Origin of the sequence: Streptomyces sp. NPDC015532, from assembly GCF_043078065.1 — a bacterium.
Taxonomy (GTDB): domain Bacteria; phylum Actinomycetota; class Actinomycetes; order Streptomycetales; family Streptomycetaceae; genus Streptomyces.
Genome location: NZ_JBIBSY010000014.1, coordinates 48,835 through 73,956, shown reverse-complemented (window position 1 = coordinate 73,956; position 25,122 = coordinate 48,835). Strand labels below are relative to the sequence as shown.

29 protein-coding genes are annotated in these 25,122 nt (G+C 70.9%); 5 read left to right on the top strand and 24 right to left on the bottom strand.

Annotation, left to right across the window (positions count from 1 at the left end):
• Positions 1-161 precede the first annotated feature (161 nt).
• On the top strand, positions 162-1,448 hold the full coding sequence (locus ACF07B_RS32505; protein ID WP_392181608.1) for a hypothetical protein: 1,287 nt from the start codon (positions 162-164) through the stop codon (positions 1,446-1,448).
• A gap of 99 nt (positions 1,449-1,547) precedes the next feature.
• On the opposite strand, the gene ACF07B_RS32500 is transcribed toward ACF07B_RS32505, so the two are convergent.
• The 5 genes from ACF07B_RS32500 to ACF07B_RS32480 form a co-directional block, all read right to left on the bottom strand.
• On the bottom strand, positions 1,548-3,707 hold the full coding sequence (locus ACF07B_RS32500) for a HelD family protein (RefSeq protein ID WP_392181607.1): 2,160 nt from the start codon (positions 3,705-3,707) through the stop codon (positions 1,548-1,550).
• A 192-nt stretch (positions 3,708-3,899) separates the two neighbouring features.
• On the bottom strand, positions 3,900-4,529 hold the full coding sequence (locus ACF07B_RS32495) for a TetR/AcrR family transcriptional regulator (protein ID WP_392181606.1): 630 nt from the start codon (positions 4,527-4,529) through the stop codon (positions 3,900-3,902).
• 10 nt (positions 4,530-4,539) lie between these two features.
• Complete coding sequence (locus ACF07B_RS32490; protein WP_392181605.1) at positions 4,540-5,607, bottom strand: phosphotransferase; 1,068 nt, start codon at positions 5,605-5,607, stop codon at positions 4,540-4,542.
• Between the two features lie 296 nt (positions 5,608-5,903).
• The gene (locus ACF07B_RS32485) at positions 5,904-6,641 is read right to left on the bottom strand and encodes an HAD family hydrolase (RefSeq protein ID WP_369482894.1); all 738 of its coding nucleotides are present in this window, start codon (positions 6,639-6,641) and stop codon (positions 5,904-5,906) included.
• On the bottom strand, positions 6,641-7,525 hold the full coding sequence (locus ACF07B_RS32480) for a GntR family transcriptional regulator (RefSeq protein ID WP_369482895.1): 885 nt from the start codon (positions 7,523-7,525) through the stop codon (positions 6,641-6,643). The genes ACF07B_RS32485 and ACF07B_RS32480 overlap by 1 nt, the downstream gene beginning before the upstream one ends.
• Before the next feature lie 183 nt (positions 7,526-7,708).
• Between ACF07B_RS32480 and ACF07B_RS32475 the strand changes: the two genes are divergently transcribed.
• A complete protein-coding gene (locus ACF07B_RS32475; RefSeq protein ID WP_369482896.1) occupies positions 7,709-7,903 on the top strand; it encodes a hypothetical protein in 195 nt (64 codons plus the stop codon).
• Here the strand turns inward: ACF07B_RS32475 and ACF07B_RS32470 are convergent.
• The gene (locus tag ACF07B_RS32470; RefSeq protein WP_392181604.1) at positions 7,893-8,822 is read right to left on the bottom strand and encodes a winged helix-turn-helix domain-containing protein; all 930 of its coding nucleotides are present in this window, start codon (positions 8,820-8,822) and stop codon (positions 7,893-7,895) included. The two genes, ACF07B_RS32475 and ACF07B_RS32470, sit on opposite strands and share 11 nt — an antisense overlap.
• Positions 8,823-9,017: 195 nt before the next feature.
• Here ACF07B_RS32470 and ACF07B_RS32465 point away from each other — a divergent pair, with 195 nt between their 5' ends.
• Positions 9,018-9,203: a hypothetical protein gene (locus tag ACF07B_RS32465; RefSeq protein ID WP_369482898.1), complete on the top strand. Its 186-nt coding sequence runs from the start codon at positions 9,018-9,020 to the stop codon at positions 9,201-9,203.
• 179 nt (positions 9,204-9,382) lie between these two features.
• Here ACF07B_RS32465 and ACF07B_RS32460 read toward each other — a convergent pair whose 3' ends face one another.
• The 3 genes from ACF07B_RS32460 to ACF07B_RS32450 form a co-directional block, all read right to left on the bottom strand.
• Positions 9,383-10,660 carry a GNAT family N-acetyltransferase gene (locus ACF07B_RS32460; RefSeq protein WP_392181603.1) on the bottom strand — a complete coding sequence of 426 codons (1,278 nt, stop codon included), beginning with the start codon at positions 10,658-10,660 and terminating at the stop codon, positions 9,383-9,385.
• An 83-nt stretch (positions 10,661-10,743) separates the two neighbouring features.
• A complete protein-coding gene (locus tag ACF07B_RS32455) occupies positions 10,744-11,718 on the bottom strand; it encodes an asparaginase (RefSeq protein ID WP_384233631.1) in 975 nt (324 codons plus the stop codon).
• Between the two features lie 313 nt (positions 11,719-12,031).
• On the bottom strand, positions 12,032-12,688 hold the full coding sequence (locus ACF07B_RS32450; RefSeq protein ID WP_369482901.1) for an AmfC protein: 657 nt from the start codon (positions 12,686-12,688) through the stop codon (positions 12,032-12,034).
• Between the two features lie 194 nt (positions 12,689-12,882).
• On the opposite strand from ACF07B_RS32450, the gene dtd reads away from it, so the two are divergent.
• On the top strand, positions 12,883-13,308 hold the full coding sequence (dtd, locus tag ACF07B_RS32445; RefSeq protein ID WP_362401212.1) for a D-aminoacyl-tRNA deacylase: 426 nt from the start codon (positions 12,883-12,885) through the stop codon (positions 13,306-13,308).
• Between the two features lie 3 nt (positions 13,309-13,311).
• On the opposite strand, the gene ACF07B_RS32440 is transcribed toward dtd, so the two are convergent.
• From ACF07B_RS32440 to ACF07B_RS32415, 6 genes are all read right to left on the bottom strand, one after another.
• Positions 13,312-14,277: a folate-binding protein YgfZ gene (locus ACF07B_RS32440; protein ID WP_369482902.1), complete on the bottom strand. Its 966-nt coding sequence runs from the start codon at positions 14,275-14,277 to the stop codon at positions 13,312-13,314.
• Positions 14,278-14,320: 43 nt separating this feature from the next.
• The gene (locus ACF07B_RS32435) at positions 14,321-14,746 is read right to left on the bottom strand and encodes a Fur family transcriptional regulator (protein WP_392181602.1); all 426 of its coding nucleotides are present in this window, start codon (positions 14,744-14,746) and stop codon (positions 14,321-14,323) included.
• 76 nt (positions 14,747-14,822) lie between these two features.
• A complete protein-coding gene (locus tag ACF07B_RS32430; protein WP_369482903.1) occupies positions 14,823-15,398 on the bottom strand; it encodes an FABP family protein in 576 nt (191 codons plus the stop codon).
• 262 nt (positions 15,399-15,660) lie between these two features.
• Positions 15,661-16,431, bottom strand: a complete 771-nt coding sequence (locus ACF07B_RS32425) for a hypothetical protein (protein ID WP_369482904.1) — start codon at positions 16,429-16,431, stop codon at positions 15,661-15,663.
• A 242-nt stretch (positions 16,432-16,673) separates the two neighbouring features.
• Positions 16,674-17,654 (bottom strand): hypothetical protein, encoded by a 981-nt coding sequence (locus tag ACF07B_RS32420; RefSeq protein WP_392181601.1) that lies wholly within the window; start codon positions 17,652-17,654, stop codon positions 16,674-16,676.
• Positions 17,651-18,430, bottom strand: coding sequence for a hypothetical protein (locus ACF07B_RS32415; protein ID WP_392181600.1), 780 nt, complete (start codon positions 18,428-18,430; stop codon positions 17,651-17,653). The genes ACF07B_RS32420 and ACF07B_RS32415 overlap by 4 nt, the downstream gene beginning before the upstream one ends.
• A gap of 298 nt (positions 18,431-18,728) precedes the next feature.
• On the opposite strand from ACF07B_RS32415, the gene ACF07B_RS32410 reads away from it, so the two are divergent.
• A complete protein-coding gene (locus tag ACF07B_RS32410; RefSeq protein WP_339130220.1) occupies positions 18,729-19,091 on the top strand; it encodes a DsrE family protein in 363 nt (120 codons plus the stop codon).
• A gap of 66 nt (positions 19,092-19,157) precedes the next feature.
• On the opposite strand, the gene ACF07B_RS32405 is transcribed toward ACF07B_RS32410, so the two are convergent.
• The 9 genes from ACF07B_RS32405 to ACF07B_RS32365 all read right to left on the bottom strand — a co-directional run bounded on the left by ACF07B_RS32405 (position 19,158) and on the right by ACF07B_RS32365 (position 25,026).
• A complete protein-coding gene (locus ACF07B_RS32405) occupies positions 19,158-19,553 on the bottom strand; it encodes a VOC family protein (RefSeq protein ID WP_362401192.1) in 396 nt (131 codons plus the stop codon).
• Positions 19,554-19,568: 15 nt separating this feature from the next.
• Positions 19,569-19,832, bottom strand: a complete 264-nt coding sequence (locus tag ACF07B_RS32400; protein WP_355983892.1) for a DUF3099 domain-containing protein — start codon at positions 19,830-19,832, stop codon at positions 19,569-19,571.
• A gap of 166 nt (positions 19,833-19,998) precedes the next feature.
• Positions 19,999-20,286 carry a DUF1416 domain-containing protein gene (locus tag ACF07B_RS32395; RefSeq protein WP_054232391.1) on the bottom strand — a complete coding sequence of 96 codons (288 nt, stop codon included), beginning with the start codon at positions 20,284-20,286 and terminating at the stop codon, positions 19,999-20,001.
• A gap of 30 nt (positions 20,287-20,316) precedes the next feature.
• Complete coding sequence (locus ACF07B_RS32390) at positions 20,317-21,162, bottom strand: sulfurtransferase (RefSeq protein WP_261702083.1); 846 nt, start codon at positions 21,160-21,162, stop codon at positions 20,317-20,319.
• 154 nt (positions 21,163-21,316) lie between these two features.
• Positions 21,317-21,397 (bottom strand): putative leader peptide, encoded by an 81-nt coding sequence (locus tag ACF07B_RS32385; protein WP_350310325.1) that lies wholly within the window; start codon positions 21,395-21,397, stop codon positions 21,317-21,319.
• Positions 21,398-21,695: 298 nt separating this feature from the next.
• Complete coding sequence (locus ACF07B_RS32380; protein ID WP_392181599.1) at positions 21,696-22,436, bottom strand: DUF2993 domain-containing protein; 741 nt, start codon at positions 22,434-22,436, stop codon at positions 21,696-21,698.
• Positions 22,437-22,605: 169 nt separating this feature from the next.
• Positions 22,606-23,781, bottom strand: coding sequence for a hypothetical protein (locus ACF07B_RS32375; protein WP_392181598.1), 1,176 nt, complete (start codon positions 23,779-23,781; stop codon positions 22,606-22,608).
• An 8-nt stretch (positions 23,782-23,789) separates the two neighbouring features.
• Positions 23,790-24,044, bottom strand: a complete 255-nt coding sequence (locus tag ACF07B_RS32370) for a MoaD/ThiS family protein (protein ID WP_037622382.1) — start codon at positions 24,042-24,044, stop codon at positions 23,790-23,792.
• A gap of 103 nt (positions 24,045-24,147) precedes the next feature.
• On the bottom strand, positions 24,148-25,026 hold the full coding sequence (locus ACF07B_RS32365) for an alpha/beta hydrolase (protein WP_392181597.1): 879 nt from the start codon (positions 25,024-25,026) through the stop codon (positions 24,148-24,150).
• Between the last annotated feature and the right edge of the window lie 96 nt (positions 25,027-25,122).

The following is a 25,122-nucleotide window of genomic DNA, read 5'->3' as shown; positions in this document are numbered from 1 at the left end:
CTGCTTGCAAAAGTGTGTCACGCCACGAAGGCCTCGCCCCCGCGGCCGATCATGACGGTCGCCGGTACAACTGTTCGACTTCGGCGGGTGTCAGATGTACGGACCTTGCGACCACCGCAACGCAGCGTTCATCTCCGCCACTTCGACCCAGAGGTAACCGCATGCACCGCTCCGGGCACAGCCTCCGCACACTTCGCAGGGCCGTCGGCGTCGTCGGCGCCGGCGCGCTGATCACGTTGGGCAGCGCTCCCTCCGCGATGGCCGACGGCCCCGGGACCGGGCTGGTGCTGAACACCGCACCGATCGACGGGGTGAAGCCGGGAACCACCTTCGAGGCGCCGGTCACCTTCGGCACCACGGGCACCAAGGCGCTGGACAAGATCTACCTGTGGTACTACGTCACCAAGGGGCTGGACTTCGCCGACGTGCCCTCGAACTGCGTGCGGTGGACCATCGGCGAGTACGACGAGTTGCCACCCAGAACCCTTCTGACCTGCGAGTTCGACCAGACCGTCGAGCCCGGTGTCGTTTACGCCCCCGACCAGCTGCCCATCAAGGCCCTCGACCGGGCGCTGTACGACCAGCTCGACGTCGCCGTCTGGGACTACGAATACGCCGGCGGCGATGAATACGCCCACGGGCCCGTACGCGGAACCGCTCCCGCGGCGAAGCTGGTGGCGCGGCCCGGCTCCGTCCTGCCCGGCGGTGGCTCGGAGGGCTCCGCCAGGGCCCGGGTGCGGGTGAACACGGTGAACACGGCCGACTACCAGGTTTCCGGAACGGAACTGAAGGGCCGGGTCGGGGACACGGTCGACGTCAAGGTGAAGTTCACCAACGCCGGCCCCGCGTGGGTGCTGAGCATGCCGGACCTGGTGCCAACCCGAACCCTGATCAAAATTCCCGCGGGCACGACCGTGGTCAAGGGACTGAATTATTGCGAGACCCCGGCAGCCGGAACCTACTCCTGCAACATCGCGCAGGACTGGGTGGAGGAGGACCAGGTGAACACCTACTCCTTCAAACTGAAGATCAACAAGGCGGTGGCGGGAGCCAAGGGCTCGGTGGCCCTCACTTCCGAAGCCCGCCCGTACGACGTGAACAAGGCGAACGACAAGGCCGACATCCTGCTCGACGTCGAGGGCGGTGGTTCGACGGGCGGCAGCGGCTCGACGGGCGGCTCGGGTTCCACGGGCGGGAGCGGCTCCACCGGCGGGAGCGGCTCCACGGGCGGGTCCGGTTCCACCGGCGGATCCGGGACCACCGGCGGCGGAACGAGCACCACCGGCGGCTCCTCGGCCACCGGATCCTCCGGGAGCGCCACCACCGGCGGTGACCTCGCCGCCACCGGTTCCGGCCCGGCGCTGCCCCTCGCGGGCGCCGCGGCCGCGGCTGTCGCCGCCGGTGCGGGCGCGGTCCTGCTCGTACGCCGCCGCGCGGCCCGGCGGTGAGCCGTGCGGCGCGCCCGCCCGAGGGTGTGCGCGCCGCACAGGCCGAGCGGGACACCGGCCGTCGGCCTGTCCCGCTCGCGCCGTAGTACCGCGACAGGGTCACCAGGGCAGCGGGCGCGCGTGGATCACGTCCAGGCGCGACACCGCCCGGGTGAGCACCACGTAGAGCCGGTGCAGGCCCCGCGCCTCGGCCTCCGCCATCGCCGCCGGTTCCACGGCCACGACATGGTCGTACTCCAGCCCCTTGGCCAGACTCGCGGGCAGCACCGCGATCCGGGCGCCCGGTTCATCGGCGCCGGCGGCGTGGATCCCCGCGGCGCCGAGCGCCTCCCGCACCGTCGCGAGGTCCGCGTCCGCGGTGATGACCCCGATGGAACCCTCGTGCGCGAGCGCCTCCCGTACGGCCGCGACGGTCTCGGCCGACGGGTCGGCGGTCGGCCGGATCCGCAACGCGCCGTCCCCGCGCAGTGACCGGGCCGGAGGGACATCCACATCCAGGTGCTCCAGCACCCGGTTGGCGAGTTCGACGACGGCCCCGGGCACCCGGAACCCGACCGTCAGCGGGACGACGGCGGCATCCGGCTTGCCCAGATGGGCCAGGAGCCCGCCCCACTCCCGCGCCGCCCAGGGAGTCGTGCCCTGCGCGAGGTCCCCGAGCACGGTCAGCGACCCGAAGGAGGCCCGCCGCGCGATGGCCCGGCATTCCATCGGCGACAGGTCCTGCGCCTCGTCGATGACCAAGTGGCCGTATCCCTCGGGGTGTTCGATCAGCCCGGCGATCTCGTCGAGCAGGACCAGATCGGCGGCCGACCACCGCGCCGACTTCCACGACCGCGGCGGCCTCGCCCACAGGACCGCCTTCCGCTCCTCGCCGTCGAGGATCCCCTCGGCCACCCGCTCCAGCGCCCCGGCGTCGGTGAGGAGCCGGGCGAGCAGTTCCTCGGGTCGCACCCGGGGCCACACCGCGTCGACGTACGCGCCGACCGGCCGGGCCCTGGAGATCCGCTGTGCCCAGGCGTTCGTCTGCGGCCCGGCCCGCAGCTCGGCCCGCAGCCGCACGTACCGCACGACCCGTGTCCGCACCCGCTCCCGTCCGACGGCGTACGGCGGTTCCTCGGCTCGTACGTCGTCCACGATGCGGCGCAGTACGGCGACGAGGACACGCCAGCGGTACGTGCCGTCCGGCACGGCGAGGTCCTCGGCCGGGACGCCGATGTTCCCGTACAACGCCCGGCGCAGCACCCGTGCCATCCGGGCGTCGTGCTTGACGGCCGCGGCACGTTCGTCGTCCTCGCCGGTCACCGGACGGCGGGCGATCTCCTCGCCGATCGTCGACTGGCGCACGCCGGTCTCCCCGAGCGCGGGAAGGACCTCCGCGATGTACGACAGGAAGGTGCGGTTGGGGCCGAGGATCAGCAGTCCGCCGCGGCGGACGCGCTGCGGATGGGTGTACAGGAGGTAGGCGGCCCGGTGCAGGCCGACGGCGGTCTTGCCGGTGCCCGGGGCGCCCTGCACACAGACCGAGGCCGACAGATCAGCCCGTACGAGATCGTCCTGTTCGGGCTGGATGGTGGCGGCGATGTCCCGCATGGGGCCGACACGGGGGCGCTCGATCTCCTCGGCGAGGATCGAGCTTCCCTGACCGGTGCCGGTCATCGCCGCCCCGGTCACCGGCCCGCTCTCCCCGGACGCGCCCTCCCCGGCTCCGGCTCCGGCCGGCTCCGGGGGAACCGGTCCCGGCGAGGGCCGCTCCACTCCGATGGGCTCGTCCTCGAGACCCGTGAGGTCGGCGGAGTCGCCGCGGCTGCCGGGGGCCCAGCCGAACCGCCGGCGGACGGCGACGCCCTGGGGGTCGCGGGCGCCCGCCTGGTAGAAGGCGCGTGAGACGGGGGCGCGCCAGTCGACGACGAGGGGCGGGGCGGCGGGGTGTTCCCTGATCCGCAGCCGCCCGATGTGATAGCTCTGCCCGGCGTGGTCGCCGGCCGCCGCCGCGTCCTGGAAGTCCAGCCGGCCGAAGAACAGGGGGCCCTGGGGCAGCTCCCGCATCTGCTTGGCCTGGCTGCGCAGCTGATATCCGAGCACTTCGGCGTCGGCCCCGGACGCGGAGACGTCCTCGCCGGTGACGACCTGCTCCTCGGCGCCTTCGACCATCGCGGCGAGGGCCGCGCGACAGGTGTCGTGAAAGGCGCGTTCGCGGGAGAGCGAGCGGGTGAGCGGCAGGTCCGGGGCAGGCCGTCGGGCGGGATCGGGGCGCGTCATTCCATCCAGAGTACCGGAATAACTTAACCGAGTAACATTCTTGACCTAGTCGCACACCGGGCCGCCCCTGCGGCTCCCGGCCCGGCCCCACCTGGCGAACCGGGGCTCCGGGTCAGGCGAGCCCGGGGCTCCCGAGGTCGGGCCTGCCTGGAGTTCCCGGGGTCGGGCCGGCCCAAGCCGGGGTTCCCGGGGTCAGGCGAGCCCGGGGAATCCGGCCGCCAGCCGCGCGAAGGCCCGCTCGGCCGCCGCCACCGCGTCCGGCCGCACCGCGGCCACCCGCTCTCCCGCCGCGATCCGCCGCAGGTTCTCCTCGGCGAGGATGCGGCGCACGGCCGTGATCTGTCCGGCGGCGAGCCGTGCGTCGAGCCCGGTGCCCAGCGGCTCCGCCAGGGCGTCGGCGAGCGCGGCCTCGGACCGCTCCAGGTACCCGTACATCCGCGCCACCAGCGACGGCGTCCCGTAGAGCAGACGGTGGTAGGCGAGCACGCCGGGATGCTCATTGAGCCCGGTGACGGGGTCCTCCCCGCGCAGACCGTCCAGGAAGTGCTCGCGGAGGGCGTCGATCGCGGACCGCCCTGCCGCCCGGCCCTCCTCGACGACCCGCGCGGCCTCGGTCTCGTGGTCCGCGAACCGGTGCAGGACCAGGTCCTCCTTGGACGGGAAGTACCGGAAGAGCGTCGGCTTGGAGATCTCCGACGCGGCCGCGACCTCGGCGACGGACACGGCGTCGAACCCCTTCTCCAGGAAGAGGCCGATGGCGGTGTCGGAGACGGACTGGTACATCCGCCGCCTCTTGCGTTCACGCAGTCCGGTGTCGCTCATGGTCACGAGCCTACGCACCACCGGGAACCGCCGCCCCGGCCAGGACTTCCGCGCTCTTCGCCTGCTCCTCGCACCAGCGGCCCAACGCCGCCGTGACGCTCTCCGGAGCCGGGACCCCGATCCCCAGCGGCACCGTCGCGGCGCTCAGCACCTGCCGGATCCTGTCGCCCGCCCGGGCGAGGACACCCGCGTCGGCCGTCCGCTCCCCCTCCAGCGACAGGGCCGTCCGGATGACGTCGGTGAAGACGGACTGGGCCCTCTTGAAGGCGAGGAGCTTGGGAAGGTCCTTCTCCCAGCCGTCCGAACCGCCGGGGGCGACGACCTCGCGCCACCGCTCGATCATCCGGCGTTCCTGGTCCCTCGGGTACCGCATCAGGTAGAGGTGGGTGGCCAGGTCGTAGAGCGGGTCTCCGAACATCGCCAGTTCCCAGTCGATCGTCCAGAGCCGGCCCGCTCCGTCGACCACGAAATTCTCGCGGTGGAGATCGGCGTGCAGCAGATGGAAAGGGCGGCTGGTCAGTCCCGACACCTGCTCGCGGAGCTTTCCGAAGGAGGCGCTCTCCAGCCCGAGGTCGTAGAACAGGCCTTTGAAGTCGGGCATATTCCGCTGGTACACCTCCTCTTCCGTGAACAGGATCAACCGCTCCAAAAAGCCGTCGGTGTCTCCCTCGGCAGCCCGGTAAACAGAGGTGCACGTCCGTTCCGCGGTCAGGGAATCGGGTTTCACCCGGGCCAACTGCCCGAAGAGGGAAACGATTTGCCCGAGGAGGGACGAGGGGATCTCGCCGCCGGATCCGAACAGGGCCCCCAGCGTCTCGCCCTCGATGAACCGCTGAAGGCCGGCGGAGCCCGCCTGGATCAGGTCGGGGATGCCCTCGATGCGCCCCTGCAACGCGCGGAGCAGCTCCTCTTCGGAGGCGAAACAGCGCCGGTCGAACCACAGCAGCCCGGGACGCGGCTCCCGGCATTTCCAGCGGACCGGTTCCGCTTCTCCCGTCCAGCCCGGCAGCGGAACGACATACGTCTCATGGTGGTAGCCCTGGAGTGGTCCCTCGACCACTCCCGCGTCGCCACTCACCTCAACGGCTCGCCGCAGAGCCAGGGAAGCCGATTCGGGTGACATTGACCGTTCTCTCACATAACCGCAGCCAAAGAGAAAAGAGGGGAGAACGGTACTCCGTCGCCACTCGTGAATGGGCATAATTCCAGAAGACCCGCTCCTCAGCGTGCTGATCCGCCAGGTGAGGACCCGCCCTTCCGCTGTGGTGACGCCGTGACGCGGGCACTGAGCAGCGGCTACGGCTCGCCCGGGCGCCGCGCGGGTGCCACACGGCTGCCGCACGGTTCACCCCGTCGGGGCACGGCCCGCGCCCCTCAGAGCCGACCCCGCAGGGCTTGCAGCACCGTCTCCAGCGACGCCACCACGTGCTCGGCTCCGGCGTCCCGGAGCTGCTTCTCCTTGTCCGGGTGACGCGCGTAGCCGAGGAACGGAACCCCGGCCCGTCTGGCGGCGTGCAGATCCGAGGGGGCGTCACCGATCATGAGCGCCTTCGAGGGATCCGCGCCGAGGGCGTTCAGGGCCCGGTTGAGGCAGTTCGGGTCCGGTTTGAGGTGGTGCAGGTTCTGGGTGCGGCCGTAGACGTGGGGCGCGAAGCATTCGGCCAGCCCGCGGCCTTCCAGGTAACGGGAGGCCGTACGGGGCGAGTTGTTGGTGGCGATCGCCAGCCGGGCGCCGACGGCCCGCCAGGTCCGTATCACCGCGTCGGCGTACTCGGTGGGCCAGGCCTTGGCCACCGCCTTGAGCTCCTGCTGGGTGAATCGTTCCTCCAGCTCGACCACCAGGTCACTGCGCGGACGCCGCCGGTTGACCGCGTGCAGGACCGCCAGCGGATCGGCGTGCTCACGCTCCTCCGGGGTCAACAGCCCGCGCATCCCCTGCTGTTCGAGCCACGCGACCAGATCCCTGGCCACCTTCTCGGCGGCGTGACCCGCGTACAGCCGGCAGACCGGCCCGTCGAAGTCGAAGAGCACGAAGCGCGCGCCGGTGATCGTGTCCCGCAGGTTCTCCGTCTGTGTCGCCACCGCATCAGTCTGCGTCGTATCAGAAGTCACTACGAGAGTCTGAGGTCCTTGGTGATGGTTTCCCAGAGGGCGTTGAACCACTTCTGGGACTCGTCCACGAACGCGGTGTCCCGGCCGCCGGCCCGCTTCTCGAAGGAGAAGAGCAGGGACGCGGAACCGATGGCGTCGTACATGTCCAGCTTCTGGTCGTCCGAGATCGCCTCCTCCCGCCGGGTGATCGTGTAGTACGCCATCAGCGCCTCCGACCCGTTGAGCAGGTACAGCTTCACCGGCGGGGTGAAGGGCAGGGCCCGGAAGGTCACATGGACATCGATGCCGTGGGAGAAGCGCAGGGACTGGAGGTTGTGGCGCAGGACGTGGCCCTGGGCGTTGCGCTGCTCCAGCCAGCGCCTGTGGACCGGGTCGTCGTCGCCCTGGTCGTCGACGGAGACGGGGAACGCCAGGTTGATCTCCCGGCTGGGCAGCAGGATCCGCACGTCGATGCGCTCCGGGCGGATCCTTCCGTCGTGGATCTGGCGGACCGGCTCGCCGAGCGCCACCATCAGCGTCTCCGCGGTGAGGCATGCCGCGTCGATCCGCACATGGGGGACGGAGAACGCCTCGGTGATACGGGGGGCGAGGCCCACCATGGTCGGCTGGGGCCCGTTCCGGGTGGGAGTGACTTCCGCGATCCGCGGCGGACTGCCCTTGCTGACGTTGCTGAGCAGGCCGCCTTCCTGGAGCTCACGCAGCGCCAGCCGGACCGTGCCGCGCTCGACGCCGAACTCGTCGGCCAGTTCCGCCTGGGTGGGCAGCCGGTCGCCCGCCTTCAGCTCGCCGGTGCGGATGCGCTCCCGCAGGACGTCGGCGATCTCCTGGGGCAAAAGCCTTCTGCTGCTGTCACTCGCCACAACGTTCTCCTGAGTCACGACCAAACGGTACAACTCTCCCCCATCTTTGGGGAGTTACTCGAAAGTTGTTTATGGACAGTTACCAAGTGGGGACAACCTAACCAGAGTTGGTTGCCAACTTGGCCAAGATGGCGGAAGTTTTGCCTCCCCTCGCCCATCCGTGGCACCGCGTACCCCGAGCACCGAAGAGAAGCAGGAGGAACCACCATGCCCGCCATCGCCCTCCTCTCCGCCGTCTTCGTCGTCGGCTTCGAGCAACTCGTCCAATGGCAGTACGGCCCGACGGGCATCGTCGGACTGCTGCTGCTGACCATCGGGATCAAGGCGAAGAACCCCACGTGCAGCACGATCGGGGCCGTCGTCCTGGCCCTGCTGGTGGCGGGGCCGGCCGTCAGTTCGTGATCAGCAGTTCCGAACTGATGGTCTCCCACAGCGCGTTGAACCAGAGGTGGGACTGTTCCACGAACGTGGTGTCCCGCAGTCCCGCCCCCTGGCCGAAGGGGAACAGCATCGACTGCGTGCCTTCGGCGTCGTACATCTCCAGGTATTCGTGGTCGATCTCCTCGCCCCGCCGCGCGAGCGTGTAGTACGCGAAGAGCGCTTCGTCGTCGTTGAGCAGGTACAGCTTCACGGGCGGGGTGAAGGGCAGCGCGCGGAAGGACACCCGCACGTCGATGCCGTGGGTGGCCCGCAGCGCCAGCAGATTGTGCCGCAGCACCCGCACCTGGGCATCGCGCTGGGCCAGCCAGCGCCGCCGCGGACGGTCGTCCGACGTGCCGTCGACCGAAGCCGGGAACGCGAGGTCGATGTCCCGGCCGGGAAGCAGCACCCGGACGTCGATCCTGGCCGGTTTTATGCGTCCCGCGTGAATCTCGCGCAACGGCTCGCTCATGGCGAGGGTGAGCGACACGGCGGTCAGACACAGCGCGTCGATCTCCACGTGCGGGACCCCGAAGGCCGCCGTGATCCGCGGGGCCAGGGCCACCACGGTGGACTGCGGCTTGTCCTGCGGCCCGCTCGGAGCCCGCTCGGGATGGTCCGCGACCGTCGCCGGGCTCCCCTTGGACACGTTGACGAGCAGGTGCTCCGCCTGAAGGATGCGCAGCGCCTGGCGCACCGCGCCGCGTTCGACGCCGAACTCGTCGGCCAGTCTGGCCTGGGTCGGCATGCGCTGGCCGGCCCGCAGCTGACCGGACCTGATCCGGCTGCGCAGCTCGTCGGCCACCTCTCGGTGTGACCTCGGCGGCCGTGGTGACCCGTTCCGTCCGTTGAAGACGGCATGGTTCGGCTCCACAACCCGAACACTACAACTTCCCGCCATCTTTGGGCAGTTGCCGGATAGGTGGTTATGAGTCGTCCCAACAAGGAGATAACTAAGGATGAGTTGGTAGCCAACTTGCCCAACATGGTCAAACTTCCCGAGGGTTGGCCGCCGAGGTTCCGCCCGGATGCCGGGCGGTCGGGGCGGACGGTCCTCAGCGGGGGTCCGCCTCCCCGTCCCGAAGGAGGGACCGTCATGCCGCTCATCGCCCTCGCGATCGCCGCCCTGGCCATCGGATTCGAGCAACTCATCCAGTGGGAGTACGGGCCCATGGGCATCATCGCGTTCGTCGCGCTGTCCGTCGGGCTCAAGGCCCGGAACACCACCATCAGCGGCATCGGGGCCGTGATCCTCGTGATGCTGCTCGCCCAGTCCGGCTGAGCGGACGCCGTCGTCCGCCAGTCCGGCCGGCCACACTCCCCTCCGGAGGGGAGCCGGGAGCATGGCCGGTCCGCACCACCGCCTCAACCCGCACCACCACAACTGAATCGCTACGGATCGGCAGTCGCAGCAGTCGGCACCCGCACGGGAAGGAGAACGTCCCTACAGGCAACCGCAGTTCAGAAGATGTCCGGGCACCACGGTCGCCTGGACGTCCGCAGCAGGGCGTCGGCCAGACAGGCGGCGCCCTCTTGCCGTTCCCGGACCCGGCCCAGCGCCGCCAGCCGCACCGCGGACTCGTCCCCGAGCCACAGCGTCGCCAGATCGGCGATGGAGAGCGACAGGTCCGCCTCCTCGGTGGTCGGCGCGCAGGTCGCCGTACCGTCCGACTCGGCCCGGAGCCGATAGCGGCCTCCGTCCGGCCCGCTCTCGTCCCTCACGTCGAGCACGAGCGTCCCGGCGCTCCCGTACGTCCGCGCCTCCAGAGCCCGTACGACATCCAGGATCCGCACCCAGAGCCAGTCCGACTGCGTGGTGATCCGGGCGGCCCGCGGGTCCGGCAGGAACTGCGGCAGCAGGTCGTCGGGGGCGCGCCGGCCGGTCTTGACCCGGGTGATCCAGTCGATCGAGCAGAGGTAGCTCCACAGGGCGCGCTCGGCCGCCGGCGTCTCCGCGAGCAGCCAGTTCACCTCCGCCGTGTTGTGGGGCTGGTTGGAGTCGCCCCACTCGTCGTCCGAGGTGTAGGAGACGAGGCCCTCGATCTCGCCCGACGCCGAGCGGTACGCGGCGTAGAACGGCTCCTTCCAGGGGAAGCCCGTGAACCTCAGCAGGCCGGTGTTCACCTGCCACCAGCGCGTGTCGCGGTTGATCACCCCGGGCCGGTCGCGCCGGAGCCGTTCGTGCAGTTCGGGTCCCGCCTTGCGGACGTCCTCGGCATCCAGGAGGTCGATACGGCCGCCGTCGGCCGGACCCGCCCAGCGGGGGTCGAGACCGGTGCGCGGTACGTCGACGGTCCACTCGGTGACGGTGGTCGCGGGGCCGAAGCCGTAGCGGCCGTAGATCGGGTACTCGGCGGCGATGAGCGTCGCGACGACATCGCCCCGCTCCCTCGCCGCCGCCAGGTCGGTGGTCATCATGCGGGTGAGCAGGCCCCGGCGGCGGTGCGTGGGCGACACGGTCACGCCGGAGATGGCGTCCGCGGGGACGGCCGCCCCGCCGACCGCGGTGAGCTCCTGCGGGAACGACCGGAACGTCGCCACACAGCGGGAGCCGTCGAACGCGCCCAGGGTCCTGCCCAGGATGAACGCCGACCTGCGGTTCTCGACGTCCTCGTCCGTGACGACCGGCTCCTGAAGGAACCCTGTCTTCACGGCGCGCAGCCAGTCGGGGAGGTCGGGGGCGGTGATCGGCCGTACGTCGATCGTGTCGACGGCGTCGATGGCGTCATGCGGGGTCATGAATCCACGCTAGGCCGACCCCGCCCGGGGTGTCGCCCGGATTTCCGCGGGGCCCCGCCCGCCCCTCCCCACCCGGCACCGGGTCAGAAAGCCGCCCGGATCTCTCCCACCTCGCGGGCACCGCCCAGCAGGGGTGCGCTGCCGATCCTCGACACCACCGGCCCCTCCACGCCCAGCAGGCCCAGAGCGCGGGCCAGGACGGGGCCCAGGGCCCGGCCCCCGCCGTCGTCGATCTTGAAGGCGAGGGCGCGGCCGTCGGGCAGCGCGACCGCCTGGACGGCTTCGGCGCCCATCTTGGACAGGGCGCCCGGGACCTCGCGCATCAGCCAGGTGTCGGGACGCCGGGTGCCGGCGACGTACTCGGGGTGGGCTCGCATGGCGTCGGCCACCCGGCGTTCGGCGGAACCGGGGGCCGCGAGCACGAAGGAGCGGAAGGCGCGGGCGAGACCGGTGAGGGTGATCGCCATCAGGGGCGCCCCGCAGCCGTCCGTGCCGACCGCCGCCACGCGCTCCCCGGCGGCCTCCTCGACCACGGAGTGGATCATCCGCTGGAGGGGGTGCCCGGGATCCAGGTACGACTCGGTGGACCAGCCGCGCTGCGCGCACACCGCGAGCATCGCCGTGTGCTTGCCGGAGCAGTTCATGGTGACCCGGTCGCGAACGGCACCGGAGGCGAGGTAGGTCTCGGCCTCGACGGGGTCCAGCGGCAGATCCGGCGGGCACTGGAGCTGCCCGGCGTCCAGCCCGTGCTCGACGAGCATCTTCTGGACCAGGTCACGGTGGAAGATCTCGCCGGAGTGGCTCGCGGCGGCCAGGGCGAGGCGTTCCCCCGCCAGGTCGAGGCCCGCGCGCAGGATGCCGGCCGCCTGCATGGGCTTGTTCGACGAGCGCGGGAAGACCGGCGCCGCCACCGCGCCGAGCGCCAGCTCGACCGTCCCGTCGGCGGCCAGTACCACCAGGCTGCCGCGGTGGTGCCCCTCGACGAAGCCGGAGCGGACGACCTCGGCGAGCACCGGGAGCACGTCGGACGGGCCGGACCGGGGAGCCCCCTCGGGCACGGGAGCCGTACCGGGCGTACGGGCTGTGCCGGGTGTACGGGCTGAGGTGCCCGGCGTACGGGCTGTGCCAGGGGCGTCGGAGGCGCCCGGTGTACCGGCCTCACCCGGTGTACCCGGTGTGCCGTCGGATATGGGCGAGCCTTCGGGCGTGCGGGGAGCTGCGGACATCGGCGGTGGCCTTCCGGAACGGGGACCCGCTCGGAAGGCGAGAGCCGGGTCGTGCCCCGGACCCCGCCCCCGCCCGCGCGGAGCGGAAGCGCGCCTCCTGGAATCCGGCGCGTCCCTCGGCCCCGGGATCACCGCGGCCGCCACGTCACATGAGCAGGTCGTCTACTTGTGCTTCCCCTTCACGGTACCTGCGGGCGATCTCGGCGCTGCAATCGTCGGCCGTGCGCTGGAGCTGCTGGCGCCGCCGGGAGACCTGCTGCTCGTAACGGACGAGACGGCCGAGTCCCGCGCCCAGCTCCTCGTCCGTACGGGCGTCCAGGTCCGACAGCTCCACCTCGGCGAGCATGTCGGCGGCCAGCGCCCGGTACTCCTCGCCGTGCGGCGTGCCCACCGTCACATGGCGGGCCGAGGAGCGGTACCGGGCCGGAGCGTCCGTGAGGATCTCCGAGAGCCGCTCGACGACGGAGGGCTTCCCCCGGCCCACGGGCGAGAGCTGTCCGGAGGCCGGGGCGGGCATCCGGTGCTCCCCGCGGCGCGCGAGCTCCGCGCGCAGGATGTCGATGCGTCCCTGGAGCAGCCGCCGGACATAGCTGAGGTCGGCCTCGTCCCGCTGGGCGTCCCGGCGCAGCGTCCGCAGTTCGGGCAGCCGGAGCACGGCGATGCCGGTCAGGACCGGTTCCGCCGCCAGCGGGCCGCTGTCGGTGCGCTGCACCGGCGGCCGGGCCGTCATCGCCTCCGCCCGTGCGCTCGTGCGGGTCAATGACACGGCTCCGGTCTGCTGCCCGGTCCTCGATGTGCTCATGTACCTCTACCGTCCCCTCGACCGGCGCGGTCCGCCCATCGGCCGGACCGCAACACCCCGCATGGTGCCACCCCAGATGGCCGCTATGTGACCGAGTGACCCGATCGGCCCCAGATGGCGGGTTGGTTACCCCGGAAAATCACGCGAAGGGCCCGCAACGCGCGACGGGACCATGACACGGCATCATGGTCCGCATGCGTGCGGTGGTGCAGAGAGTGGACGGCGCGAGCGTCGTCGTGGACGGCGAGACGGTCGGCGAGATCAGCGGTGAGGGCCTGTGCGTCCTCGTCGGGGTCACCCACGAGGACACCAAGGAGAAGGCGGCCCAGCTCGCCCGCAAACTCTGGTCCGTCCGGATGCTGGCCGACGAGCGGTCCTGCTCCGACGTCGACGCGCCGCTGCTCGTCATCAGCCAGTTCACGCTGTACGGCGACGCGCGCAAGGGCCGCCGTCCCACCTGGAACGCGGCCGCCCCCGGCGATGTGGCCGAGCCCCTCGTCGAGGAGGTCGTCGCCCAGCTCCGCGCTCTGGGCGCCACGGTGGCCACGGGCCGTTTCGGCGCCCGGATGCGGGTCTCCCTGACGAACGACGGCCCGTTCACCGTGCTCCTGGAGATGTGAGCCCTACGGCTCGACCACGACCTCCTGCGCCGCCGCCGTCGAGTCCGCCATCAGCTGGGCGTCCACCGGCACGTTGCGCTTCACGAGGGCCAGCGCGATCGGGCCGAGTTCGTGGTGGCGTACGGATGTGGTGATGAAGCCGATCTTGCGGCCGTCGGGGGCCTCGCCCGCGACGCGCAGCTCGGTGCCGTGCGGGGGCAGGACGACCTCGCTGCCGTCCAGGTGCAGGAAGACCAGGCGGCGCGGGGGCTTGCCCAGGTTCTGAACGCGGGCGACCGTCTCCTGGCCGCGGTAGCAGCCCTTCTGGAGGTGCACCGCGGTACCGATCCAGCCCAGCTCGTGCGGGATGGTGCGGTGGTCGGTCTCGAAGCCGAGACGGGGCCGGTGCTGCTCGACGCGCAGGGCCTCGTGGGCGAGGAGTCCGGCGGGCGGTCCGGCCTTCTCCGCCCAGGAGTCCAGGTCCGCGCGCGGCAGGAAGAGCTCACGGCCGTACGGCGTCTCGCGGACGACGACGCCCTCGGGGGCCTCGGCGATCGAACCGGCCGGAAGCTCGACGACCGCGAAGTCGGCCGTGCGGTCGGCGACTTCGACCCGGTAGAAGAACTTCATCGACTCCAGGTAGGCGACGAGCGCCTCCTGGGTGCCGGGTTCCGTGTGCATCCAGACCGTCGTGCCGTCGTCGACGAGGTACAGCGCGTGCTCGATGTGGCCGTTCGCGGAGAGGATCAGCGCCTCGGTGGCCCGGCCGGCCGGGAGGTCGGTGACGTGCTGGGTGAGCAGCAGGTGCAGCCAGGCCAGCCGGTCGTCCCCGGTCACGGTGACGACACCGCGGTGGGACAGGTCCACGAAGCCGACGCCGTCGGCCAGCGTGCGCTGCTCACGGAACAGGTCGCCGTAGTGGGCGGCGACGCCTTCGTCCACGCCCTCGGCGGGAACGGCGCCGGGCAGGGACAGGAGGGAGCTCTTCATGGACATACACACTACGACCGCGCGGTCACCGATTTTATTTCTGTCACTCCTGAAGGTCCTGGCAGTCCTTGCAGCGGCCGAAGATGGCGAAGTGCTTCATCTCGGTCTCGAAGCCGAAGGATTCCCGGAGCTTCGCGGTGAACTCGGCGGCGACGGAGACGTCCGCCTCGATGACGTTCGTGCAGTCGCGGCAGACGAGGTGGATGTGATGGTGCCGGTCGGCCAGGTGGTAGGTCGGCGCGCCGTGTCCCAGATGGGCATGGCTGACGAGCCCGAGCTCCTCCAGGAGCTCCAGGGTCCGGTAGACCGTGGAAATGTTGACCCCCGACGCCGTCTTCCTCACTTCGCCGAGGATGTCGTCGGGGGTCGCGTGCTCCAGGGTGTCCACTGCCTCCAGGACAAGCTGGCGCTGAGGCGTCAGCCGGTAGCCGCGCTGCCTGAGGTCGCTCTTCCAGTCGGTGCTCACCACACTGGAAGTCTAGGACCATTCCGGTGGGCACCGCCCTGGGGAACGGTACGGCGGCTCGGAACCGCGCGGCGGCCTCCTACTTGAAGAAGGCGATCCCGTCGTCCGGCATGTCGTCGGGCAGGTCCTTGGCCCAGCGCTCGACGTCCTCCGGCGTGACGACCTTCTTCAGGTGCCCGGACATGTAGGGACGCAGCTCGACGTCGGGGGTCTGCTTCTCGCCGACCCACATGAGGTCGCTGTTCACATAGCCGTACAGGCGCTTGCCGCCGTTGTACGGGCCGGAGGCCGCGGTGCGGGCCACGGCGTCGGTGACCAGGTCGATCTGCGGCTTCTTGTCGGCCAGCTCGCCGTACCAGATCTCGACGACGCCGTCGTCGCGGGTCATGACGACCTCGACCTTGCGCTCGGCGTCGACGCGCCAGAATCCGCTCTCCGTCTCCAGAGGCCGGAGCTTCTCGCCGTTCTCGTCGAGCACCCAGCTGTGCGAGCGGTACTCCAGGAAGTCCCGCCCGTCGTGCGTGAAACTGACCTCCTGCCCGAAGTTGCACTTCTCGGAGCCGGGGAAGTCGTGGACACCGACTCCGGCCCAGTCGCCGAGCAGGAAGACAAGGGGGACCAGGTCCTTGTGGAGGTCCGACGGGATCTCGATCATGAGCTGAACAGTTCCTTGATGGGGGTCAGCGCTGGCCCTGGTACAGCTTCTTCACGGTCAGTGCCGCGAAGGCGAGCACGCCGACGCAGACAAGGACCAGCAGGGTTTCGAAGAAGATCTCCACGGGGTGCTCCTCGGTGAGCGGAACGGGTCCCCGCCCGGGCGCAGCCGGAACTGGGGAGGTACACAAAGGCCGGGCCCCAGCTTACGCGGCTGGGGCCCGGCGCTCTCTTCCAGGTGGGCCCTGTCGGGGCCGTCACGCTCAGCCGAGCAGTTGGCCCTGGAGAACCACCGTCTGCTGGAAGGGGATCGTCCGCGCTGAGCCCTTGCGGGACTGCACCACCAGGCCGAGGGTGTCGCCGGCCACCAGGTACGCCTGCCTGACCTGCTCGGCGCCGTACGGCTTGGCCTCCGTGTACGCGTAGCGGGCGATGTTCTCGCGCTGGGTGACGCCCGGGAAGCTCTCGTCGCTGTGCACGTCGGCCGCGCCTCGCAGCGCGAAGCTCGGGCTGTCCCAGTTCGTGAACTCGTCCTGCTGGAGCGCGTCGACGACCGCCGCGGTGTCGAACCGGAGCAGGTAGATCCGGGTGTGCGTGCCGTCCGGAGTGGTCCAGCCGCGGGCGGCGATGTGCCGCAGGGCGTGGTCGGTCAGCAGCTGGTCGATGTAGTCGCGGTCGGTCTTCGAGGCGTACGCGGCGAGGAAGTCCTTCTTCGCCAGCCAGCCGTCCGCACCGCGCAGCGCCTTGTCGGCCGTCGCACCCTTGGGCGCGGGCAGCAACAGCTTCCGCAGGTCGGCGTAGTGGACGCCGGCCTTGTTGGCCTCGGCGAAGGCGCTCGGGCTGCCCGAGGGCAGCGGGGGAAGCTGGATCGCGGGGTAGGTCCAGCGGCCGTCGGACGCGGTCGCGAGTCCCGGGACGTCGGTGCGCCGCATCTCGGTGATGCCGTACGTGGCGGCCGCGCAGGCCGTCGCGAAGACCACGGTGGCCGCGGTCCAGCGCAGCACGGCCCGGAGGACCCGACGGTCCTTCTTCACCGGGGGGCCCGCTTGTTGCGCCTGACCGGCCTGTTCCGCCTGTTCCGCCTGTCCCGCCTGTCCCGCCTGGAGCGGTTCGGCCGGGGGCACGGCGGCTGCCGCTTGCGACGTCGCGGGCGACGGCGCTTCCGACGGCGCCGGCGGAGGCACTGCCGGAGGTGCTTCCGACACTGCTTCCGGTGCCGCCTCCGCGAACACCTCGGGAGGTTCTTCCGAAGTGACGGGCGTAGCAAGGTTCTCGGTCATACGGCCTCCCCCGGGTCCGTGATCCTGTCGAGCTGGGCGGCCAGGAAGCGGGCGACCGCGGTGCCGTCCAGCGGCTTGACGCCGGAGACGGTCACGCTGATCAGTACGTCTCCCGAGTACGCGGAGCAGACCATCATGTCGAGCTTCTCGGAACTGTCCTTCGGCGGCAGGAAGCAGCCGACGTTCTTGTGGCCCTCGACCTTGGGGCCCTTGCGGAAGATGCCGAGCGCGTCGAGCAGCTCGATCTGCTTCGTCGAGATGTCCCGCACGGTCCGCTGGTTCACCATCTGGGACAGCGTGACGCTCGCCGTGAAGGACTTCTTGTGGTAAGCGGCGTAGGCGTCCGTGCTCAGGTAACTGCGCATCACCACGCCCTTGATGCGCTCCTTGTCGATCTCCTTCTCCAGCTGCCGCCGCTGGGTGCGCGGCAGGTCACGGAGCGACTCCTTGCGCAGCGCGGTGGCCTGACGGCCGCTCAGCTCCGCGTCGGTGCCGAACTCGGCGAGGTCGGGACCGCGCGTGTAGGGAGCGTCGTAGGGCAGGAGCATGCCCGCGAGCCCGGTGGCCTCGGCGTTCCCGTCCTTGTCCTTCGTGGCCTTCGTCGCCTTCGGGAAACGCCAGGTGGGCTTCCCGGGATCATGGTCTGCCCCGTCCACGGTCACGACGGTGTAGCCGGCACCGCCGAGCACCGCAGCGACCAGCAGGACGGCACCGGAGACGGCCGCGATACGGCCGAGGCGCAACCGCCGCTTGGGCCGCTCGGGCGTGGCGGACTCGTCGACCGGCGCCCCGGGGAGCTCGGCGAGGGAGCTCTCGGCGGGGTTCACTCCAGGGTTCTCCGCGGGGTTTTCGGCGGGCTCCGAGCCAGGGTTCTCCGCGGACTTCGCGCCGGGGTTCTCGGCGGGCTTCGCGCCGGGGTTCTCCGCGAGGTCGGCGGCGGGCTTGTCGGCTATGTTCTCGGCGGGGTTCTCGCTCACAGTCGTCCCACCTGCCGCTTGGCCAGATCCATGATCTTGTCCTTGGGAATCGGCTTGGTGTCGTAGATCCAGACCTCCATGGCGACGTCTCCGCGCCAGGCGTGCGCCTCCGCCGAGTAGACGGGGAGGTAGCCCGGCGTCGTGTCGGGCCGGGTGTGGACGTACGCCATGCCGTCCCCGGTGCCGGGGACGGACCAGCTCTTGATGCCGGACTCCTTCTCCGCCCAGTAGTGGCCGTTCTCGGCCGCCTCGGAGGCCTTGAGGGTCTCCTCCTGGCGGTACTGCACCAGGCGGATCTCCACGGAGTAGGTGCTGCCCTGCTTCCAGGTGACGACGGCCGCGCGGCGGAACTGGTCGGTGATGAGATTGCCGAAGGCGCCGACGGGCTTCTTGTAGGAATCCGCGTACTCCGTCAGGTTCATCCAGCCGTCGTCGCCCGCCCAGTCGCCCGCCTTCGCTCCCTTCGGCCGGTCGATCAGCAGCTTGCGCAGGTCGCCGCCCGTCTTCACCCGGTGGTCCCGGGCGGCGGAGAGCGGTTCGGGTCCGGGACCCTTGGCCCGGGCCACCACCGGCTGCGACAGCGAGGGCAGTTTCGTCGGCTCGCGGTCGGCCTGCACCAGATATCCGGCGCAGGTACCGGCGACGAGACCGAGCACGGCGGCCGTGGCGATGAGCAGGGTCGTACGACCTCGCCGACGTGGCCGCGGCCCTGACGGAACCTCATCCGCCGGCACGGGCGCGACGAGCTCCACGGACTCGGGCACCACCGAGTCCACCGACCCCACCGGAGCCACGGGAGCCCCCGGAGCTACGGGAGCCACGGGAGCCACAGGAGCCACGGGAGCCACAGGAGCGGTAGCGGCCGACTGCTCGGCGGGTGTCGTACCGGAATCAACAATCGGCGCATCCTCGGGCACGCTCGGTCTTTCCGGTTTTTCGGATCCTTCGGGTCCTACCAAGACGTCCCCCAACAGAACGTGAAGCACGGATTCCGTATCCGCGCGCACAAGAGACCCATGGCTGGTACATGAGGTTGCACGGATGTTGATCACGATTCGGAATACCATGACGACCATGGCGAACAAGCTCGTGATCAAGGTGACAGCGGGGGCCGACGCCCCGGAGCGGTGCTCACAGGCGTTCACCGTCGCCGCGGTGGCCGTGGCCAGTGGTGTGGAGGTCTCCCTCTGGCTGACCGGGGAGTCCTCCTGGTTCGCGCTGCCGGGGCGCGCCGCCGAGTTCGAACTGCCGCACGCGGCGCCGCTGCCCGATCTGATCGACTCGGTCCTGGCGGCCGGGCGCGTCACCCTGTGCACCCAGTGCGCGGCCCGGCGCGACATCACGGAGAAGGACGTCCTGGAGGGCGTGCGGATCGCGGGCGCGCAGGTGTTCGTACAGGAGGCGATGGCGGACGGGACGCAGGCGCTGGTCTACTGACCGCCCTTACACCGGCCGCCGTTCCGCCGGCGGGGGCGGCGCTCGTCGCCGTCGGTCCGCGCGCCCCTACGGACCCCGTCTGCGCCGCGCGCGCGTGTCCACCCAGAGACAGAAGGGGTGGCCCGCGGGGTCGAACAGCACCCGTACGTCGTCCTGGGGCTGTTGCTCGGCGAGCCGGGCGCCCTGCTCCACGGCACGGACGGTCTCCTCGGCCAGGTCGTCGACCTCGATGTCGAGATGGAGCATCATCCGCTGGTCGCCGGGACCGGCGGGCCATACCGGCGGTGTGTAGAGCGGCTCGGTCTCGAAGGCGAGCGCGATGTCCCCGAACGGTGGGCCGATGAGCACCCAGTCGGGTTCCTCGGCCCGCACCTCGTACCCGAGCAGCCTCCGGTAGAAGTCGGCGAGTTCATGGGCGTCGGGCGCGTCGAGCACCACGGTGGACAACCTCGTTCGCGACATAGACGCTTTCCGCTCCTACTGCTGCCGCCGTTTCTTGCCGTCCAGCTCGTCCCACCACTCGTCGGACTTCGGGTCCCCGGACGGGTCGTCCCACCATCGGTCCTCGGGCCCCCGCCGGTTGGCCACCATCGCGGCCACCGGCGGAATCAGCATGGCCACCACGCACATGGCGACGGCCGCGGGGACCGACCACAGCCGTACGACGGCCCAGGCGAGGACGAACAGCACGATGCACGTCCCCATCATGGCGAAATACAGATGCCGCCTGCGCGCGTACATACCACCAGCGTAGGCCCGGACAACCCGTCCGGCGCAGTGCCGACGGGCCCGGACGGCGGAGCGGGCAAGCCGAAGGGCCGCACCCCGATCCGGTAAGCGTCCAACCCCCGGGGGTGCGGCCCTTCGGCCGTTCGATCGACTGCCGTCAGGGACGGCGGTCCACAGTTCAGACGGCGATCGCGACCTCGGCGAGGCCGCCCGTCTGGGCGACGACCGTGCGGTCGGCGGTGCCACCGGGGACCAGCGCGCGGACGGTCCAGGTGCCCTCGGCCGCGTAGAAGCGGAACTGGCCCGTCGCGGAGGTCGGAACCTCCGCCGTGAACTCGCCGGTCGAGTCCAGGAGACGGACGTAGCCCGTCACCGGCTCGCCGTCGCGGGTCACCTGGCCCTGGATCGTGGTCTCACCGGGCTTGATCGTCGAGGCGTCGGGGCCGCCGGCCTTCGCTCCACACATATTTCGATTCCGTCCTTCAGGCCTTGGGGATTACTTGTTGGCGCCGAGCTCGATCGGCACGCCGACGAGGGAGCCGTACTCGGTCCACGAGCCGTCGTAGTTCTTGACGTTCTGCACACCGAGGAGCTCGTGCAGCACGAACCAGGTGAGCGCGGAACGCTCACCGATGCGGCAGTAGGCGATCGTGTCCTTGGCGAGGTCGACCTGCTCGGCGGCGTAGAGCTCCTTGAGCTCGTCGTCCGACTTGAAGGTGCCGTCGTCGTTGGCGTTCTTCGACCACGGGATGTTGCGGGCGCTCGGGACGTGGCCCGGACGCTGCGACTGCTCCTGCGGCAGGTGCGCCGGGGCGAGCAGCTTGCCGCTGAACTCGTCGGGCGACCGGACGTCGACCAGGTTCTGCGAGCCGATCGCGGCGACGACGTCGTCACGGAAGGCGCGGATCGAGGTGTTCTGGGCCTTGGCCTTGTAGGCGGTGGCGGCGCGGCCGGGGATCTGCGAGCCGTCGACCAGGTCGCGGGAGTCGAGCTCCCACTTCTTGCGGCCGCCGTCGAGCAGCTTCACGTTCTCGTGGCCGTAGAGCTTGAAGTACCAGTAGGCGTAGGACGCGAACCAGTTGTTGTTGCCGCCGTAGAGGACGACCAGCGTGTCGTTGCCGATGCCCTTCGACGAGAGGAGCTTCTCGAAGCCCTCCTGGTCGATGAAGTCGCGGCGGACCGGGTCCTGGAGGTCCTTGGTCCAGTCGATCCGGATGGCGTTCTTGATGTGGTTCTTCTCGTACGCCGACGTGTCCTCGTCGACCTCGACGACCGCCACGTTCGGGTCGTCCAGGTGGTCCTGGACCCAATCGGCGTCTACCAGGACGTCGCTGCGGCTCATGCTCGTTCTCCTCCGGGGCAGTTGCGGCGGGGTGGTGCGGTGTGGAGAGGGTGCGCGGTGCGGTGCTGCAAGCCCGTGAGGGCTGCGCGGCGCAATCGTGGCCCGGACTAGAGAGGTCCAGGGGCCCGGCTCGCGGAAGTCGGAACGCTTCCGCTCAGAAGGTGCGACAGAGCATGGCGGCGACGCGGCACAGGTCTACTGCCCGCCGCTTCGTGAGGTCCGCCTGTCGCTTCATGGGTCCGATCGTAGGGACGGACAGGCGGGCATGTCACCGGCGTGTCGAATATTGAGACGCGATCGTCCGCACTACGAGACGAGCAGCCCTCCGGAGCCCGTACCGCACGGATTCCGGGGCCTCGCGCCGGCCTCCGCCCCGAGAGCCCATCTGCGGTACGGACGCGACTGTCTCGCCTTTCGGACAGCCCTCTCCGACGGGCCTCCCGCCGGTCCGGGCGCCCCTGACCGGCGGCACCCTCACGCCGGTCCGGACCGGCCGGCCGGACCCTTCGGACCCGCCGGTCCGGTCGGGCCTTCTACCCGACGAGCCTGACGTCCGAACCCTTCACCGAGATCTCGACGCCGTCCGGAGCCGCCTCGACCTTGTCGAGCCTGATACCGCCCGGCAGCTGCTCGATCTTCTGCTGGAAGTCGGTGATCGAGCGGATCCGGCCCTCGGCGAGCTGGACGCCGAGCTTGGGCAGGGAATCGGCGTGCACCTTCACCGTGTCGCCGGAGACGGTCACGGAGCTGAGCACCGAGAGCGTCTTGGCCGTCTTGGAGCCGACCGTCACCTCCACCGCGACCTTGACCTTGCCGTCACCACCGTCGGAGAGGCCGGTGACCCGGGTCCTGATCCCGAACCCGACGTCCACGGGCTCGGGCTTGGCGGCCTTGAGCAGTTCCGCGTACGAGATCGACGCGGTGCCCGTGGCGCTGTTCGCGGTGGCCGAGCTGTAGCCACCGCTGAAGGCGACACCGCGCATCTCCGCGTCGAGGTCGTCGATGCGGATCGTGCCCGCGGAGGAGTCCGTGCCGCCCGTCGACGCCTCGTAGTCCTTGATGCCGATCTTCACGTCGTCGAGTTCGCCACCGACGACCTGGGTGAGGAAGGGGAAGCCCTCGATGGATACGTCGGGGGTGGCGGAGAGTCCTTCCGTGCTCTTGATCCGGTCCGCCGCCTCGTCCTCCGCGAACCCGACGGCCACCCGGTCGGCGAGCACGAACAGTCCACCGAGAACGACTAACAGAATCAGGGTTATTCGCAGTGCGCGCATGCTCGTTGTTCCCTCACCTGGGACGGCCTCGTCTGGACGGCCGAGTGGCCACCGAACGCGAGCCTAACCCCGAAGGGCCCCCGAATCGGGGGCCCTTCAAGGTAGTTGTCGATCACCTGTGACGAATCGGCGAGGCCGGACGACCGCGGCCGGCCGCCTGACCGGCCGGTCAGCCCAGGGCGCGGCCCAGCAGGTAGACCGCCGGAGCGGCGGCGGCCAGCGGCAGCGCCACACCCGCGGTGAAGTGGACGAAGCGGGACGGGTAGTCGTAGCTCGCCACCCGGTGACCGATCAGCGCGCAGACAGCCGCGCCGAGGCCGAGGAAGGCGCCCTGCGTGCCCAGGTCCGTCATCCCGCCGACCGCGATGCCGGCGCCCGCGGCGGCCAGCAGCGCGACGACCACGGAGGCCGCCGTGGGCAGCGGCAGCGCGCGGGCCAGGATCGCCGCGGCGACCGCTGCCGCGCCCACCGTGACGGCGTCCGGCTCGGCCGCCAGATGACCGGTCGCGATGATCGCCAGCGCCGCGGAGACGACGGTGGCCATCAGCCCGTACATCCGGGTGTCCGGGTCGGCGTGGCTGCGGAGCTGGAGCACCAGGGTCAGCAGGACCCACACGCCGAGGGTGCCGAGGATCGCGGCGGGCGCGTTCTCCCGGCCGGCGGCGAGCAGCGCCACGTCGGCGGTCACCGCGCCCAGGAACGCCAGCGCGATGCCCTGCCGGGCGGGCCACATCCCGTTCAGCCGGAACCAGCCGGCCGCGGTGACGGCCTGGAGCAGGACGAGCGGCACGACGAGCGCGTACTCCCCGATCGCCGCCGTCCCCGAGAGCAGCAGCGCGAGCAGCGCCGTCAGCGCGGCCGGCTGGACGCCCGGCTCGATGATCGGCGACCGGCCCTCGGCGCGGGCGCGCTGCGCGTCGGTGATCCGGCTCTGCCCGGTGACCGTCGCGGGCCCGTAGGCGTCGCCGGCCTCGTCCACGCTCTCGGGCAGGGTCCCGCTGTCACGGAGCGTCCCGCCGGGGCGGGACGGGTCCGCCGGGCCGTCGGCGGCCGGAGCGTGGCCCGGGTTCCACGGCTGCGCCGGGGCCTCGGGCGGCAGGGGCGCTCCCGCGACGCCGCCGTACCCCTGGGACTCGTTGTAGGTCTGGTACCCCTGTGGAGGCAGGTACGAGGTGTCGGCCTCCTGGACCGGCGCCTGCGCCTGGGTCTCCCAGGTCCGCCCCTCCCACTGCTGGGTGTGCTGCGGCCAGTCGGCGTGCTGCTGGGGCTCCTGGGACGGTTGCTGCTGCGGTTGCTGATACGGGTCGTATCCCTCGCGGCGACCCTCGTACGGCTGGTTGCTCATCGTCTCGTTCACCCTCCTGCGAACGGCGGGAGCACCTCGACCGTGCCGCCCTCGGCCAGCCGTACCGTCTCATGCCCGCGGGTCCCCACGGGATCACCGTCGATCAGGAACGAGCATCGCCGCAGGACGCGGACGAATTCGCCGGGGTGCCGTTCGCGGGCCGCGTCGAGCGCCTCGGCGAGCGTGCCGGCGTCGTACGGCTCGTCGCCGACGCCTGCCGCGGCCTTGGCGGCGGCCCAGTAACGCACCGTGCCCTTTGCCATCTCGTTCCTCAATCAGCGATCTGGTGTGCTCTTGTGTTCTGGTGTGCTTGCTGTGGTGTCCGCGCACCTGTTTGCGTGAACCCCGCCAGGCTAGGCCCTGTCGTCAAATTCCCGCGTGGGCGGCACCCCAGCCCCCGATGCGGGTGAGCAGGTCGTCGGGGGCGGCGTTCTCCGCGTGCCCCATGCCGTGCTCCAGCCACAGTTCGGCGTGCCCGCCGGAGGCGTCGGCCAGCATGCGCGGGTGGTCGACCGGGAAATAGCCGTCGCGGTCGCCGTGGACGATGAGGAGCGGGGTCGGCGCGATGCGCGGGACGCACTCGACCGGGGACGCCGGCACCGGATTCCAGTCCCGGTGGTGGATACGGGTCCGCAGACCGATCCGGCCCACGATCCGGCCCGCCGGACGGGTCACCAGCCAGTGCACCCGCCGCATGGGGGCCGTACCCCGGTAGTACCAGCGGGCCGGCGCGCTCACCGACACCACCGCGTCCGTACTCGCCTCCGCGCGCCCCTCGCGCTCCGGGCCGGGCACCTGCTCACCGTCCGCGGATCCCACGCCGTAGAGGGCCGCGTGCCGCAGCACCACCGAGCCGCCCATGGAGAAGCCGACCGTCACGATCCGGGTGTGCCCGAGTTCACGCGCCCAGGCGACCGCCGCCGCCAGATCGTGCACCTCACGGTCACCGACCGTGGAGCGGCCGCCGGACCGGCCGTGACCGCGGAACGAGAAGGTGACCACCGCCCCGCGGCGGGCGAGGACGCCGGCCGCGCGGCGGACGTGCGGACGGTCGAGACCACCCGTGAATCCGTGGGCCACGATGAACGCAAGGTCACCGGAGGAATCCGTTCCGGGGTCGTACGCCGCATCGATCGTCACCCCGTCGACCGTGCGCAGAAACCTCCGCGAAGGGACGCGCGACGTTGTCTCAAGGCGTGGACTCTTGAAAGATCGCGTCACTTGACCTGCCGGACCTGAGCTCATGTGGGCTATTCTGCTGGGCATGAGGACTCGGGCAGAGTAGCCCCCGGGTCCTTTTGTGCTTTCGGAAGCGTTGTATACGAAGCGGGAAACCGCAGG

What these genes read in the sequence shown, in the direction of transcription:
- ACF07B_RS32505 (WP_392181608.1), top strand. Translation starts at nt 162, where the DNA reads ATGCACCGCTCCGGGCACAGCCTCCGCACACTTCGCAGGGCCGTCGGC.
- ACF07B_RS32500 (WP_392181607.1), bottom strand. Translation starts at nt 3,707, where the DNA reads ATGACGCGCCCCGATCCCGCCCGACGGCCTGCCCCGGACCTGCCGCTC.
- ACF07B_RS32495 (WP_392181606.1), bottom strand. Translation starts at nt 4,529, where the DNA reads ATGAGCGACACCGGACTGCGTGAACGCAAGAGGCGGCGGATGTACCAG.
- ACF07B_RS32475 (WP_369482896.1), top strand. Translation starts at nt 7,709, where the DNA reads ATGCCCGCCATCGCCCTCCTCTCCGCCGTCTTCGTCGTCGGCTTCGAG.
- ACF07B_RS32470 (WP_392181604.1), bottom strand. Translation starts at nt 8,822, where the DNA reads ATGGCGGGAAGTTGTAGTGTTCGGGTTGTGGAGCCGAACCATGCCGTC.
- ACF07B_RS32465 (WP_369482898.1), top strand. Translation starts at nt 9,018, where the DNA reads ATGCCGCTCATCGCCCTCGCGATCGCCGCCCTGGCCATCGGATTCGAG.
- ACF07B_RS32460 (WP_392181603.1), bottom strand. Translation starts at nt 10,660, where the DNA reads ATGACCCCGCATGACGCCATCGACGCCGTCGACACGATCGACGTACGG.
- ACF07B_RS32450 (WP_369482901.1), bottom strand. Translation starts at nt 12,688, where the DNA reads ATGAGCACATCGAGGACCGGGCAGCAGACCGGAGCCGTGTCATTGACC.
- dtd (WP_362401212.1), top strand. Translation starts at nt 12,883, where the DNA reads ATGCGTGCGGTGGTGCAGAGAGTGGACGGCGCGAGCGTCGTCGTGGAC.
- ACF07B_RS32440 (WP_369482902.1), bottom strand. Translation starts at nt 14,277, where the DNA reads ATGAAGAGCTCCCTCCTGTCCCTGCCCGGCGCCGTTCCCGCCGAGGGC.
- ACF07B_RS32430 (WP_369482903.1), bottom strand. Translation starts at nt 15,398, where the DNA reads ATGATCGAGATCCCGTCGGACCTCCACAAGGACCTGGTCCCCCTTGTC.
- ACF07B_RS32410 (WP_339130220.1), top strand. Translation starts at nt 18,729, where the DNA reads ATGGCGAACAAGCTCGTGATCAAGGTGACAGCGGGGGCCGACGCCCCG.
- ACF07B_RS32405 (WP_362401192.1), bottom strand. Translation starts at nt 19,553, where the DNA reads ATGTCGCGAACGAGGTTGTCCACCGTGGTGCTCGACGCGCCCGACGCC.
- ACF07B_RS32400 (WP_355983892.1), bottom strand. Translation starts at nt 19,832, where the DNA reads ATGTACGCGCGCAGGCGGCATCTGTATTTCGCCATGATGGGGACGTGC.
- ACF07B_RS32395 (WP_054232391.1), bottom strand. Translation starts at nt 20,286, where the DNA reads ATGTGTGGAGCGAAGGCCGGCGGCCCCGACGCCTCGACGATCAAGCCC.
- ACF07B_RS32390 (WP_261702083.1), bottom strand. Translation starts at nt 21,162, where the DNA reads ATGAGCCGCAGCGACGTCCTGGTAGACGCCGATTGGGTCCAGGACCAC.
- ACF07B_RS32385 (WP_350310325.1), bottom strand. Translation starts at nt 21,397, where the DNA reads ATGAAGCGACAGGCGGACCTCACGAAGCGGCGGGCAGTAGACCTGTGC.
- ACF07B_RS32380 (WP_392181599.1), bottom strand. Translation starts at nt 22,436, where the DNA reads ATGCGCGCACTGCGAATAACCCTGATTCTGTTAGTCGTTCTCGGTGGA.
- ACF07B_RS32375 (WP_392181598.1), bottom strand. Translation starts at nt 23,781, where the DNA reads ATGAGCAACCAGCCGTACGAGGGTCGCCGCGAGGGATACGACCCGTAT.
- ACF07B_RS32370 (WP_037622382.1), bottom strand. Translation starts at nt 24,044, where the DNA reads ATGGCAAAGGGCACGGTGCGTTACTGGGCCGCCGCCAAGGCCGCGGCA.
- ACF07B_RS32365 (WP_392181597.1), bottom strand. Translation starts at nt 25,026, where the DNA reads ATGAGCTCAGGTCCGGCAGGTCAAGTGACGCGATCTTTCAAGAGTCCA.